The organism is Imperialibacter sp., from assembly GCF_040222385.1.
GTDB lineage: Bacteria > Bacteroidota > Bacteroidia > Cytophagales > Cyclobacteriaceae > Imperialibacter.
This window is the reverse complement of sequence record NZ_JAVKDF010000023.1, coordinates 424,834-438,546: the sequence shown is the minus strand read 5'-3', so window position 1 is coordinate 438,546 and position 13,713 is coordinate 424,834. Positions and strand designations below refer to the sequence as shown.

At 48.0% G+C, this 13,713-nt stretch carries 9 protein-coding genes; 5 read left to right on the top strand and 4 right to left on the bottom strand.

The genetic code is table 11. The annotated features are described in order from the left end of the window. Positions 1–164 precede the first annotated feature (164 nt). From RIG68_RS12220 to RIG68_RS12200, 5 genes are all read left to right on the top strand, one after another. A complete protein-coding gene (locus RIG68_RS12220; RefSeq protein WP_350122471.1) occupies positions 165–1,385 on the top strand; it encodes an aspartate aminotransferase family protein in 1,221 nt (406 codons plus the stop codon). Next, the gene (gene argC / locus RIG68_RS12215) at positions 1,378–2,412 is read left to right on the top strand and encodes an N-acetyl-gamma-glutamyl-phosphate reductase (RefSeq protein ID WP_350122469.1); all 1,035 of its coding nucleotides are present in this window, start codon (positions 1,378–1,380) and stop codon (positions 2,410–2,412) included. Before RIG68_RS12220 ends, argC begins: the two co-directional genes overlap by 8 nt. 2 nt (positions 2,413–2,414) lie before the next feature. After that, positions 2,415–3,626 carry a bifunctional glutamate N-acetyltransferase/amino-acid acetyltransferase ArgJ gene (gene argJ / locus RIG68_RS12210; protein WP_350122467.1) on the top strand — a complete coding sequence of 404 codons (1,212 nt, stop codon included), beginning with the start codon at positions 2,415–2,417 and terminating at the stop codon, positions 3,624–3,626. A 192-nt stretch (positions 3,627–3,818) separates the two neighbouring features. Further along, complete coding sequence (locus RIG68_RS12205) at positions 3,819–4,469, top strand: SGNH/GDSL hydrolase family protein (protein ID WP_350122465.1); 651 nt, start codon at positions 3,819–3,821, stop codon at positions 4,467–4,469. A gap of 255 nt (positions 4,470–4,724) precedes the next feature. Then, positions 4,725–7,157, top strand: a complete 2,433-nt coding sequence (locus RIG68_RS12200) for an ABC transporter permease (protein ID WP_350122463.1) — start codon at positions 4,725–4,727, stop codon at positions 7,155–7,157. Between the two features lie 90 nt (positions 7,158–7,247). On the opposite strand, the gene RIG68_RS12195 is transcribed toward RIG68_RS12200, so the two are convergent. The 4 genes from RIG68_RS12195 to RIG68_RS12180 form a co-directional block, all read right to left on the bottom strand. Then, positions 7,248–8,303, bottom strand: coding sequence for a sugar phosphate isomerase/epimerase family protein (locus tag RIG68_RS12195; protein WP_350120844.1), 1,056 nt, complete (start codon positions 8,301–8,303; stop codon positions 7,248–7,250). 273 nt (positions 8,304–8,576) lie between these two features. Next, complete coding sequence (locus tag RIG68_RS12190) at positions 8,577–9,035, bottom strand: hypothetical protein (protein ID WP_350122461.1); 459 nt, start codon at positions 9,033–9,035, stop codon at positions 8,577–8,579. 101 nt (positions 9,036–9,136) lie between these two features. Continuing rightward, positions 9,137–10,993 carry a sialidase family protein gene (locus tag RIG68_RS12185; RefSeq protein ID WP_350122459.1) on the bottom strand — a complete coding sequence of 619 codons (1,857 nt, stop codon included), beginning with the start codon at positions 10,991–10,993 and terminating at the stop codon, positions 9,137–9,139. A gap of 173 nt (positions 10,994–11,166) precedes the next feature. Beyond that, a complete protein-coding gene (locus RIG68_RS12180) occupies positions 11,167–13,614 on the bottom strand; it encodes an ABC transporter permease (protein WP_350122457.1) in 2,448 nt (815 codons plus the stop codon). Positions 13,615–13,713: the final 99 nt, after the last annotated feature.

Sequence of the window (13,713 nt, the reverse complement as noted above, 5' to 3'; positions counted from 1 at the left end):
AATTATCAGAATGCCCCGAGTACCAGTTTTTTCCCGTGCCCATCGCCTTTGTTTTACTACCCCTGGCTGCACAGGTGATTCCTTGTTTTTATAAGCATTAACCAACTCAGGATTATTAACATTATCTGACATGCCGGAGGGCATGTCGTAGCTATTTATTACCTATGAGTACATACAACAGTCAGCAGCTTCACGATATTGACAAACAATACTACCTTCCCACATTCGGTAGGTTCCCCATTACTTTCGAGCGGGGAAAAGGTGCCAAACTCTGGGACACCGACGGCAAGGAGTATATCGACATGCTGGCCGGTATCGCTGTTTGCAATGTAGGGCATTGTCACCCTACAGTAGTAAAGGCGCTACGAGAACAGGCTGGCAAACTGATGCACATCTCCAACTTTTTCCTCAGCGAGCCACAGGCACTTCTCTCCAAAAAGCTGTGCGAAATCTCCGGCATGGACAGGGTGTTCTTCAGCAACAGCGGGGCAGAGTCGGCCGAAGGAGCGATAAAAATTGCCAGAAAATATGGCCACAGTAAAGCCAAAGGCGGCACGGTCATCTCCATGAAAAACTGTTTTCATGGCAGGACACTGGCTACCATTGCCACGGGTAAAAAAACGATGCAAGATGGCTTCGAACCCATCCCACAGGGCTTTATGCAAGTGCCCTTCAACGACATAGACGCACTGAAGAAGGCCTTGCAGGACAATAATCCGAAAGGCGGCACTCACCAGATCTCCGCTATCATTGTAGAGCCTATTCAGGGAGAAGGCGGCATCAATGTGGCTGATATTGAATTCCTGAAAGCGTTGCGTCAATTGTGCGATGAGGAAGAGATTGTATTGATTTTTGATGAAATCCAATCAGGCATAGGTCGCACCGGCAAGTGGTTCGCCAAAGATCATTTCGGCGTGCAGCCCGACATCATGACCCTCGCCAAAGGCCTGGGCGGGGGCATCCCCATCGGTGCCATCCTGTGCAGTGAGAAAATGGCTTCCGTTATGAAACCAGGCGACCACGGCACTACTTTCGGCGGCAACCCGCTGGTGTGCGCTACGTCGATGGCCGTTTTGGAAGTGATCGAAGAAGAGAACCTACTGACGGCCGCCACAGAAAAAGGTGCGTGGCTTAGAAAAGCGCTCCTGGACATGAACGAACCTTCTCTCAGAGAAGTCCGTGGGCAGGGTCTCATGCTGGGGGCTGAGTTCGATTTTGAAACCAAGCCACTGGTGGTGGAGATGCTCAAAAACGGCGTAGTGGCCAATGCCACAGCTGGTAATGTGTTGCGCTTTGTGCCCCCGCTCACTATCGGCTATGACGAGATGGAGCAGGCCATTACTGTGTTGAAAGAATCACTAACAAACATAAAAGCCCATGTCTAAAAAAAAGATAGGCGTTGTTGGCGCCACTGGTTACACGGGCTCTGAGCTTGTACGCATTCTGGCCAACCACCCGGAAGTAGAGATTTCCGTCATTACGTCAGAAAGTCGGGCGGGAGAAAAGTTCTCAGATGTCCACCCGTTTTTCAACGGCATAGTAGATCAGCCCTTGCACAAAGCAGACAAGGTGAATGAACTCGACCTTGACCTGGTTTTCCTGGCATTGCCACACGGCGTCTCCATGGAGTATGTGAAGCAGTTTGCAGGCAAAGGCTTTAAAATCGTTGACTTTTCGGGGGACTTCCGTCTCGACTCCCCAAAGACTTACGAGGAATGGTACAAAAAGCCACACACTTTCGTCAAAGGCTTCGACACAGCGGTGTATGGTCTGCCAGAGCTTTTCTACGACAAAATCAAAGGTGCTGAGTTGGTGGCTAATCCTGGCTGCTACCCCACCAGTGCTATTTTGCCCCTGGCCCCACTGCTTCAAAATAAGCTCATAGAGCCTAAAGGTATCATCATCGATGCCAAGTCAGGCATTACCGGCGCCGGAATTAAAGCAAGCGCCACCACACACTTCTCAAATGTGAATGATAACTTTAAAGCTTATGGTTTAAAGAACCATCGCCACACCATTGAGATCCAAGGTGTACTGGACGGGCTAGCGACTGGAGTAACGCTCCAGTTCACCCCTCACCTGCTGCCGGTAGATCGTGGCATCCTTTCAACGACTTATGCAAGACCTACAGGCCCAACAACGGGCGCTAAGTTGAAAGGACTTTATCAGGACTTTTACAGAGACAAGCCCTTCGTAAGAATCTGCGACACACCACCTGCGATCAAAGACGTGCGGGCCAGCAACTATTGCAATATATTTGTTGACTTCGACGAAAGAACGGGCAATATTATCATAGTAAGCACCATCGACAACCTGGTAAAAGGTGCCGCCGGGCAGGCTGTTCAGAATATGAACATCATGCTGGGCTTCGAAGAAACTTTAGGTCTAAACCACATCCCTGTCAATCCATAATCATGATCAAGAACATCACCAACGTACGAGGCATAAAATGCTGGGGTGCTCACTCCGGCGTGAAATCACTTAGAAGAGACCTCGCAATGATCTACTCTGAAGTGCCAGCCAGCGGTGCAGCTGTCTTCACCCAAAACAAGGTGGTTGCCGAGCCTGTTAAACTATCAAGAGAAAACATCAAAGGGGGCGTAGTTCAGGCCATTGTCATCAATGCAGGCAACGCCAATGCCTGTACAGGCCAGCAGGGTGCGGATGGCGCTCAGGCCATGCTGAAAACTGCCGCCGAGGCACTAGGTATCGATCAAAAAACGATCATTATAGCCTCGACGGGTATTATTGGCGAGCCATTCCCTACCGAAGACGTGGTAAAAGGCATCATCGAGTCGGCACCTAAGTTAAGCAGCAAATCCAATGCAGGCTCATTCGCTGCCAACGCCATACTCACTACAGACACCTTCCCTAAAGAAGGCTTTCTGGAGTTTGAACTCGATGGCCATGAAATTAACATGGGGGGCATTGCCAAGGGATCGGGGATGATCCATCCCAACATGGCCACCATGCTGGCATTTATTGCCACCGACGTAGCCATAGAACCGAAGCTGTTGCAGAAAACCCTGAAAGAGGTGGTTGACCGCACCTTTAATATGATCACTGTAGATGGCGACACTTCCACGAACGACATGGTGGTAGTAATGGCCAACGGCAAGGCTGAAAATGACATGCTGACATCGGAGAAAAGCAAGGGCTACGACGTGTTTAAAGAAAAGCTGGAAGAGATGATGAAGCACCTTTGCACATTGATTGTGTCTGATGGTGAAGGTTCTTCGAAGTTTCTAGAGTATACTGTAAAAAACGCCACCGATGAGGTAACCGCCAGAAAAATATGCCGGGCTGTGTCCAGCTCCACGCTGGTAAAAACCGCCATGTTTGGTCGTGACCCCAACTGGGGTCGCATTGTATGTGCTGCAGGCAATGCCGATGTGCCTTTCAACTTCGAAAAAGCCGACCTGTATCTGGGCGACGACAAAGAGATGATACAGGTACTTGAAAAAGGCAGGCCGCTCGACTACGACCGCAACTATATGAAGCGGGTGCTCCGGGAATCTCACATTTATATCAATCTTGACTTGAATGAAGGAAAAGCTAACGCAACCGGCTGGGGTACTGATTTAACAACGGATTACGTGTTGTTTAACTCGGTGTATACTACTTAAGGAAGAAGAGGAAGGAAGACCGGAAACCAAAGCAGGCGTCGGTACGGCAAGCAGGCCGGTTGCGCTGGGCCGTCAGACGTTATCCTCGACGCCTCACATACTCAATTCCTTTTCCCGACCGTTGAAAAGAAATCAGGTAATGGTTTTGTTTGGGTTTAATTATCTTGAAGCTCATTCCAAAAAGATACCTACATGTACAAAAGACTTTTACTCATCAGTGCACTTTTCCTCGGTGGTTTCAGCCTACTTGCCCAAAACCCCCAGCGTTTTCAGGGAGAAATTGATAAGTATGCCAAGGAAGCGGCGGCTGTCAATAACAAGAAGCTTGCATTATTTACCGGCAGCTCTTCCATCAGAATTTGGGATGACATGGCCGAGCGATTCCCGAAAAAGAATGTTCTCAACCGGGGCTTTGGTGGTTCTTCTATGTCGGATTTGCTGTACTACACAGATGAGCTAATCTTCAAATATTCCCCTTCGAAAATTTTCATTTACGAGGGCGACAACGACATAGCCTCGGGAAAGACACCTGAGCAAATCCTGGCAGACGCCGAGACTATTCTTGCTCAGATAAGAGAAAAACTACCTAAGAATGTAAAAGTTTACTTCATCTCCGCTAAGCCCAGCGTTTCCCGCTGGAATCTTAAAGACAAGTATGTCGACTTCAACACGCAACTGAAGGCCTGGGCCAAAACCGAGACGGGGGTCGAGTACATAGACGTTTGGACACCCATGCTGCAACCAAGTGGCGAGGTAATGAATGATATCTTCAGAGAAGATAACCTCCACATGACGTCGAAAGGCTACGACATTTGGGAGAAGGTTATCAAAAAATATTTGTAGGGCCAACCATCTTCATCAAGCGTAAGAAAGGAGTGCAGGAGCGCTTTCGGCCTCCCAACTCCTCTGTAACATTTCTCAATTCTTATAACATAAAGCGCAGAGCGGTTCACTTTCGGTCAACCAAGCTTTTAAAGCCTACTGAATTACCAACTGTTTACTTCTTACCCTTCACTTCCTTCCCTGTCCATTTTTTACTATCCCATTTCTGAATATTTGAGGATTTTGCATCTTTAATAAAGGTTCCAAAACTCAACCATGTTTAAAAGTGCTCTCCTTATCGGAATCAGAAGCTTGCTGAAGAACAAGTTGCATTCCGCCATCAACCTGTCTGGCTTTGCGATAGGTATTACCTGTTCGTTGCTTATCCTTGCCTTCGTGTGGGACGAGCTCCACTACGACCGCTTCCACCCCAACGACGACAGGTTCTACCGCCTGGCCCTTCACCGCAGCTTTCCGGGCCGTGATGTGTCATTCGCCACTACGCCTTTCCCGGCAGGGCCGACCCTGCTACAAGACATCCCCGAAATAGAAAGCTATTGCCGTCTTTTCACACCGTTCTCCAGTCCGCCAAGGGTACGAATAGGCGATATTGAATTTTACGAAACCAACAGGCTCGCTGCCGACTCTACTTTCTTCAGGCTGTTCGGCGTTCAGCTAAAAGAGGGGGATCCCCGCAACGCCCTGAAAGATCCCAATAGTGTGGTGCTAACGGAAAGCACCAGCAAAAAATACTTTGGGAATCAGGAGGCGCTTGGCAAAATGATCAAGGTGGGTGACTCCACGCTTTACCGGGTAACCGGCATCGCCGAGGATGTGCCACACAGAAGTCACCTTGAGTTTGACCTGCTCTTCTCCCTTCGCTCCTTCCCCGGCGCCCACGATGGCACCTTTTGGGGGTCTTACCAATGCCTCAACTACTTCCTGCTGAAACCCGGCGTGACCCCGGAGCAGGTGAAGGCAAAAATCCCATCGGTTGTCAAGCAGTATATGGGGCCGCAGGTGGAGTCCCTCCTCAACATCACTTTCGACGAGTATGAAGCAGCAGGCAACCGGCACAACTATGTCTTCCAGCCTATTCAAAGCATCCACCTCGAAAGCAACTTCCAGAATGAAATCAAGCCTAACGGTGATAAAAACTATGTGTACCTTTTTATGGTCGTTTCAGTACTCATCCTGTGTACGGCTTGCTTCAATTTCGTAAACCTGTCAACTGCCAACTCTGTCAAACGGGGCAAAGAAGTAGCCGTCAGAAAGGTGGTAGGCTCTAGTAAGCTTCAGCTTGTTATTCAGTTCATTACCGAGTCCATCGTTATTACACTGATAGCTGTCGTCATTTCTTGTCTGCTCTTCATCTGGCTGCTGCCCTACTTCAATCAGCTGGCAGAAAAGCAAATTGCTTTGACGGATTTTAGCCTGCCAAATGTTGCCGGACTGCTATTGGTCTTCACCGTGCTGTTGGGCACCCTCTCGGGGCTTTACCCTGCTTTCTTCATTTCGTCTTTTCCTACCCTAAAAATTTTCAAGGGAGAGCTCAAGCTAAGCCACAAAAAATGGGGCTTCAGGAACATCCTGGTGGTGGCGCAGTTCATGGTGTCTATATTTCTGATGGCAGCCACGCTGTTCATATACCGCCAAATGAACTTCATGATGGACAAGAAACTGGGCTTCGACAAGGACCAGGTGCTCGTCATTGAACGAAGCAACCAGCTGGGTGGTAGTCTCAGGGCTTTTATGGATGAGTTGCAGCAGGTCAACGGTGTGGAAAAAGCATCTGCCTCTTTTCATGTACCCGGCCGACAAATGAGCGGTGGCAGCTTTCATGCCCAGGGAGTATCCGCCACAGAACGATATCTCTTTACGGCGATTTACGCCGACTATGATTTTGCTGACACCTACGGCATCAAAGTAAGGGAAGGCCGCTTCTTTTCGAAGGACATGGCCTCCGACACAGCTGCTGTTCTTGTGAACCAGGCCACAGTAGACATGGTGGGGTGGGACAATCCGCTGGAGCAAAAAATATTACCAACCGCCGGCACCCTCCAGCGCATCATTGGCGTGGTAGACGACTTTCATTTTGCTTCGCTACACGAGAAGGTCGGGCCGCTGGTCGTCTTCGGCATATCTCCCCAGCAGTTGGCTACACTCAGTCCTAATCTGGTATCCGTTCGAATCGGCTCTGGGGCATCCACAAAGGCAACCGTGCAAAGCATAGAGGCCACCTGGAGCAAATGGATGCAGGGCAGCCCCATTCAATACAGCTTTCTCGATCAGGAATTCAATGCGCTTTACCAAAATGAAGAACGAATCAGCAGGGTGTTTTCTACTTTCTCCATACTGGCCATTTGCATCGCCCTTATTGGCGTAGTCGGGCTTTCCACCTACATCGCCAATCAAAGAACAAGAGAAATCGGTATCCGCAAAGTGCTGGGGTCGTCGGCATCGGGCATTCTCGTTTTGCTCTCAAAAGATTTTGTTCAATTGCTGATAGCCGCAAACTTACTGGCACTTCCGCTGGCGTGGCTGGCGTTGAGCAAATGGCTGGAGCAGTACCCCTACCAGACATCATTGACCATCTGGCTCTTCCCTGCCATTGGCATCCTCTTCTCCTTTTTCATAGTGCTCACAACTTGTCTTGTTACCTACAGGAAAGCACAGATGAACCCTTCTAAGGCAATTAGATATGAATAGCAAATTGGGAAAGTGAGAAGTAGGAAAGTAAAAAAAGCCCTTGTTGTTTTTTCAGACAACAAGGGCTAACAATTCGTCTAGCAAATGAATTTAGGCCAGTGCCTTTCTGCAATATTCAACGCATTTTTGTACCTCTTTTACGGCATCAGAACCTTCAGGAATCTCGTATTCAAGCTCTATTGTGCCAGGGAATTTGTATTTCTGCTCACTCATGAGTTGAAGCACTTCTGTCAGCGGTGTGTCGCCCGTTCCCCATACCAGGTTCTTTTTCCCATGCTCTGGGTTTTGGCGATCCTTCATGTGCATGCTAAGGATCCGATCAGCCTTTGCTTTCACCATGCCCAGCGGATCGGCATTGCCAGCAGCAACAAAGTGGCCCAAGTCAAGATTCAATCCATTGTACTTCGACTGCTTAAGCGCAGTATCCCATAAAGTGGGTGTTTGCTGCTCGTGCCCATGGTAGCCAATTGACACCTTCTGCTTGGCTGCCAGGGCACCCAGCCTGAGTGTCTGCGCATCGTCGCTTGGATGCTCCAGGGTCACGTGGCTGGCCCCAAGCGCCTTCGCTGCCTTAAGGCCGTATATCACTTCAGCATCGGTATTGTCTTTGCCAAAGGCGTTAGGTTTGAAAGCGTAAATCTGCACACCGGCGTCGTTGTACATTTTCTTTACCTGTGCAAACTTATCCATAGAAGCTGTTGCCCTCCAGGCGGCCACTTCTTTGTTGTAGGCAGCCGACTGCGCCTGCATATCAGCCATTTGCTTCTTCTCATCGTCGGTAAGCTCTTCCCCTCTTCTTTGCTTACCATACAGGCCAAACATTGCCCTGCGGTCAATAGTACTTTCAGGCTTGCCTGCGAAACTTTCAGCCGGATCGCCCATTAGCTCCACCGCACTGATGCCGCAGTCTACAATGTACTTTAGTGTAGCCTCAGCACTTTGATCAGGCAGGCTGCGGAACGAGTAGGTAATGACACCCAACTGTACTCCGTTGATCATGGAGTCAGGCTTGCCATAACTTTTGATTATGTTGGGAAAACCGCTTGCTCTTAAAAGGGATGGAGCGACTAAAATACCGGCCGCAGCTGTTGCCGACTTGCCTATAAAACTCCGGCGTGAAGCCAGGTGTTGTTCGTTATTTTTCATTGAAGTAGGTAGTTAAAATGACACGACGTATAAGATAAACAGAGTTAACTCTCCATGGTTTGCGCCAACTTGCCATCAGCAAACATTCCAGGAGAACTAAGATACATGAATTTAGCTGTGCAAATGGCAATCAGCAAGCTTTTGGAAGTATAATAGACAATACGTCGTTTTTACACGATGGTCGGCAAGATTTACGTGACTGGCAGAATGCAGACAGTGCTTCAAAGCACATTCCTCGAGAAAAAATTAACCATTCTGATGAACCGAATCCTCTTAGTCCCGAAGGGAGGCCACGCCTGTCAGGCTGATTTTTCGAGAATACTCAACATTGTTCACTGTAAGGACATAATTCTTTGACTTGCCTACTCTTTCAATTCTAACTGGCTTCAGTCCTATCTCTGGCTGATATATGTAGAGCTGATTTCCAACTACATGCCATCTTGTATTCTGAAGTTTTGTAGCATAGTCATTTGCCCAGTCGTCGTTCACCGTGACCGTTTGTCCCTGCTGCACCCAAAAATATTTAGGCTCATTTTTGCTTTGTATGGCATTAAAAGTGCCCTGAGCGCTCTTATTGTACCAATAACCGACAATGTTGTTTATTGAAATGTACTCTTCGGCGCCATCAGTAGACACTATAACATACTCCCCCTCTTCAGCTATGCTCTCTTGAGCAAGTAGAGAAGTAGAAATCAGAAAGAGTGCGGAGAAAACAAGAAAGAAACACTTCATGGTAGCTTATTTTAGTCGGAAAATAGTGAAAAGCTATCTAAATGGCAAAAAACAAGCCAACATTAAGTCTCTCCTGTTTCAAAACAATGAGCTCATGCTCCCTAATATGTTTTCACAGATTTAAAAGCCTCCGCAGAAGTAGAAAAGTAAAGGCGTTTGTCTTTTAATTGGTGAACCCTTTTGATGGTATACAGTTGACCTGACTGTTCAATTTCACTTGGAAGCTCCAGCCACTCCTTCCCATCCCATTTGTAGATAAACCTTTGGCCGCTAAGACCCTCCACAGCGCCAACAGCTTTTACACTGAACAATGATCCGTCACTACCAACCAGATCGGGTACCTTTCCCTCAATCTCTTTCCATGTTTGCCCACCATCGTCGCTTCTGATGCCCTGATTGAACTGCTGGTAGTTGCCGTTGGTACTTACACTCACGCCAAACAAAAACCCCTCTTTGTCTACGCAGGTAACATATTGTGAACCGCCTTCAAAAAGTACAGAAGAAGCTGACCAACTGATTCCATCCGAAGACTTGCTCACATAGGCGCTGAACTTCGGTACGCTGAAGCCTGTTCCACCAAGGTAGTAGTCGTAATTATAACCGGCAATGGCGATAAGGCTTCCGTCACTGAGTTGCTGCACAGAATGGCCACTATAACTTGGGAAGCCAATGGAAGCTTCCTTCCAGGTGGTGCCGCCGTCGCTGCTTCTGTACACATTGTTGCCGAATACGTAAAGATTTCCATCAACATCTTCATAAAGCGTGGAAAGGGTAGTTGATTGCTTCAGGTCAACGGGAACGAGGCTCGCTTCGGCCTGCATTTCATAGAGAGCTCCGTTCAGAATCACGAAAGTTTTTCCGTTCGATGATTCAATCGCATCATACAAGGTCGCCTCCTGACCAACAAGCGCTTCGCCAATCACTATCTTCTCATCGGTATCCAGGTTATGTTCAACCAGACCATAAGCCAGCCCTCCCTCCGCTGCACCTGCATAGTAGATAGTTTCACCAGCCATTGCCATGGAAAAAATGCCTCCGCTAATATTGTTGTGGTATCCTGCTTTGCCCGCCGACTCCCATGCTCCGCCGGTATATTCGTAGATGCCGTTTGGTGCAGCCAGCAATACAAACACCCTTCCGGACGGCGAGACCCTCAGATCCAGTGGATTTTGGTAGTTAATCATTTCCCCTTTAAAGGCCATTTGTGTTATCGATCCGCCGGGAGTTACTTTAGTGACACCAGTAGGGTTGGCAAAGTAAAAATTGCCATCTGCTCCAGCCGCTTGCTTTTTATTAGGCAGGCCCCTGGCTATTCCCTGGCTAACCGTCCATTGATTCGTTGAGGGATCGTGCTTCGACATGTCGCCGGACTGGGAGTTGATAAAATAGATGCCACCTTCGGGTGCCACATCAAAATAAGCGCTATTGGAAGGAATTTCTACCACCTCAAACGCCGAAGCACCTTTCTTCTTTACCGAAAACTTGTTAAGACCGGAAACGCTGCAATTACAGCCAATGAAATAGTAAAGATTACCGGCATCATCAAGATAGGCCACATCATAGTAGCCCCCTTCAGGGTGCTGCACCATGCCTAATGAAGTACCGTCCCACAGATAGAAAGTGTTGTCGTACTTAAGCAACACTTGGCCATCATCACTTACCTTTTGTGGTACGCTCCGGTTAAAATTATTGGCAGCACTTGAAACCCTGCTCCAGGTGGCTCCTGCGTCCTTGCTGTAGTAAAACTCAACGGTAGTGTTTGTGACAAAACTAACCTTAGCTGCCATGTACTGTTTATTGGGGCTCACTGCGATGTATTGGACGGGAAACTGACCAAATTGAGGCACAGCGATATTGAAAGCCCCGGTCGTAGAGGTAAGATCTCCTTCCGGGTCGTCATCTTTGCCACAGCCCGCTAATACCAATAATGTGAGCAGCATCCAACTAAGGTTCTTCATGTCTTTTTTTGATGCCAAAGTTAGACTTGATGTAGCCTGCGGGACATCCGTGCCGGACGGTATTTTAGAGGGGTGGAAAGGTGGTATCCCTGTCCAAGTCTGTAGGTATTAAACCTATAAAACAAAAAAAGAGGGCTGTGCACCCTCCTTTCCATTTATTTCAAGTCCAATAATTATTCATCTTTGAGCACATCCACCATATTGAGTCGGGCGGCAGTGTAAGAGCGGTAGCCCATAGTAACTACGGTAACGAGCAAGGTGACCCCGAGGGAAATTGCTACGATTTCCCAGCCAATGGTAATGTGATAGGCATAGCTTTCGAGCCACTTCTGCATGCCCAGGAAGGTGCCCGTTGCCGATACTACAAAGGCAACAGACAGGATAACAAGAATCTCTTTTGTGAAAATATTCAGAATCTGACCTACGGAAGCCCCTACTACCTTACGAATGCCTATTTCCTTGCGCTTGGCATTTGCCATATAGTCTGTAAGACCATACAGCCCTATGGCGCAAATCACCATGGCCATCAAGGCAAAAAACCTCATCACTTTGCCCATAACGTCTTCCATTCGGTACTGATTGGCTACCTTCTGGTCAAGAAAATTGTACTCAACAAGCAACTCAGGAAACACCTTCTCCCATTCTTCACTGATAATTGCCACGGCCTCTTGCCCCGCTTCGGGATCGGTAGAAGCAAGTGCAATAGACAGCTCATAAAAACCATTGGGCCCGTAGTTCAACATCACCGGCACAGCCTCTTGCCGAAGCGAATTGGCGTTAAACTCCTCCACCACTCCCACTATCTGGAATTTACCTCCCCAGGTTGCCTGAAATAGCTTTCCAAGTGCCTCCTGTGGGTTAAAAATCCCCATTTTCCGAATAAGTGTTTCAGTAACAACAACTCTTTGATTGATAATCGATTCACCCTCCGGCGATCTTTGATAAGCATCAGTCGAGTTTACATTCCTTCCAGCCACCAATTTAATATCGAACAGATTCAGGTAGTTTTCATCTACCTCCTTCACGTTCACAGTAAAAACCTCTTCCTCCCCTTTTTCTGGGCTGAAATACTGGCCGGTGTTGTTGGTGCTTGCAAGCGGGCCTCCCAGGTTCAGGCTTGCCTGCGCAATTTCCGGGTGCTTCAGGAGCTCAGTCTTTAGCACTTCTGATCGCTTTAAATCCGGCTCGGGAAACTCGATGGTTATTACACCATCTTTCCTGAACCCCATGTCCTGGCTCCGGAAATAGTCGAGCTGGAAAATCACTATGATAGTACCCATGATAAGCCCGATGGAAACCGCAAACTGAGAGCCTACCAGCACTTTGCGAAGCGGGAACTTACTTTGCCTGTCAATGTTGGAGATTTTCGTCTTAATAGCTGTAAGCGGTGAAAAGCCTGAAAGCACAAATGCAGGGTACAAACCAGACAATAAGGAGACCGCTGTGATCGAAATGGCACAGAAGATGATCCAGTTAGTCAACGGAACATCCTTAATAGTCATCGGGTAATCAATAAGATCACCAGCCGCCCCAAGCATCACGTCGGCTATAAGAAAGCTAAAGCCGTGAGCCAACGCCACAATAATGAAGGACTCTAACAAAAACTGGAGAATGAGTGCCGGTCGGTGGCCTCCAAGCACTTTTCTTATCCCTACTTCTTTGGCTCGTTTAACAGCCCTGGCCGTAGAAATATTGATGAAATTGATGCTGGAAATCACTATAAGCAATACAGCCAGAGCGACGATAATCTTGATGGTGGCTGGCTCCAGAGACATGCCGCTATAGGTGCCGTAGTCGGTAGTGTGAACCTGGCTCAATGGCTGAAGGAAAACGCTATAGCCATCCAGTGTATTGTTTTTTTCTACAACCCCCTTAATGCCCGACTCGGCAACGCCTGCTTCGCTTTGGCTATTCAACTTGATCAGTGCCTGCGTATTACCATTGAGTCTGTCCCACATCTTGCCTTCCCCAAAGTAGGCGTTCACCCCCTCCTGGGCTTCATAATACGCTACCATGTTGAACGGGAAGTCGGTCGACTTCGGGAAATCCTGATAGACAGCTTTCACCACCAGGTCGTGCTTGTTGCCAAGGTTAATAATCCGGCCCAGCGCTCTATCGTACTCATTGTTGATATCAAAAAACTTTCGGGCGGTTGATGCAGAAATAACTACCGAGTTAATATCTGACAAAGCATTGGCAGAGGAGCCAGCCACCCACTCGAAATCAAGGATTTCAAACACATCCTGATAAGCAAAGCCGATATCCTCTTCCTTGAGCTTTTTTAATGCTCCTCCTTCCAGGGGTATGTTCACCTGAGCTGAAAGTGAGTACAAATTTGTAGCAGCTTCAATGCCTGGGATTTCACTTTTTAACGCACCGGACAACGGATGTGGCACAGTAGCAAACTTCACATCGTCATCGCCACTTTTCCAATGGCTCACCACTCTGTATACCTGCTCCAGGTGGCTTTGGTGCTTGTCGTAGCTGAGCTGCAGGGTAAGAAATGAGTAAATGGCTATGACGCAGGAAGCGCCCAAAGTAAGGCCTGTAAGACTCAGTACCGTGTAGGTTTTGTTCCTGAAAAAATTACGTAAAGCAGTAAGAAAGTAGTTTCTTAGCATAGTAGTAGAGATTAGCTTCCCGGATGGGGAGCAAATAATTGTGCCAATTCAGTATGAGGCTGGTTTTCAAACACTTATATTAATATCCGCAAATTAACT

What these genes read in the sequence shown, in the direction of transcription:
- RIG68_RS12220 (WP_350122471.1), top strand. Translation starts at nt 165, where the DNA reads ATGAGTACATACAACAGTCAGCAGCTTCACGATATTGACAAACAATAC.
- argC (WP_350122469.1), top strand. Translation starts at nt 1,378, where the DNA reads ATGTCTAAAAAAAAGATAGGCGTTGTTGGCGCCACTGGTTACACGGGC.
- argJ (WP_350122467.1), top strand. Translation starts at nt 2,415, where the DNA reads ATGATCAAGAACATCACCAACGTACGAGGCATAAAATGCTGGGGTGCT.
- RIG68_RS12205 (WP_350122465.1), top strand. Translation starts at nt 3,819, where the DNA reads ATGTACAAAAGACTTTTACTCATCAGTGCACTTTTCCTCGGTGGTTTC.
- RIG68_RS12200 (WP_350122463.1), top strand. Translation starts at nt 4,725, where the DNA reads ATGTTTAAAAGTGCTCTCCTTATCGGAATCAGAAGCTTGCTGAAGAAC.
- RIG68_RS12195 (WP_350120844.1), bottom strand. Translation starts at nt 8,303, where the DNA reads ATGAAAAATAACGAACAACACCTGGCTTCACGCCGGAGTTTTATAGGC.
- RIG68_RS12190 (WP_350122461.1), bottom strand. Translation starts at nt 9,035, where the DNA reads ATGAAGTGTTTCTTTCTTGTTTTCTCCGCACTCTTTCTGATTTCTACT.
- RIG68_RS12185 (WP_350122459.1), bottom strand. Translation starts at nt 10,993, where the DNA reads ATGAAGAACCTTAGTTGGATGCTGCTCACATTATTGGTATTAGCGGGC.
- RIG68_RS12180 (WP_350122457.1), bottom strand. Translation starts at nt 13,614, where the DNA reads ATGCTAAGAAACTACTTTCTTACTGCTTTACGTAATTTTTTCAGGAAC.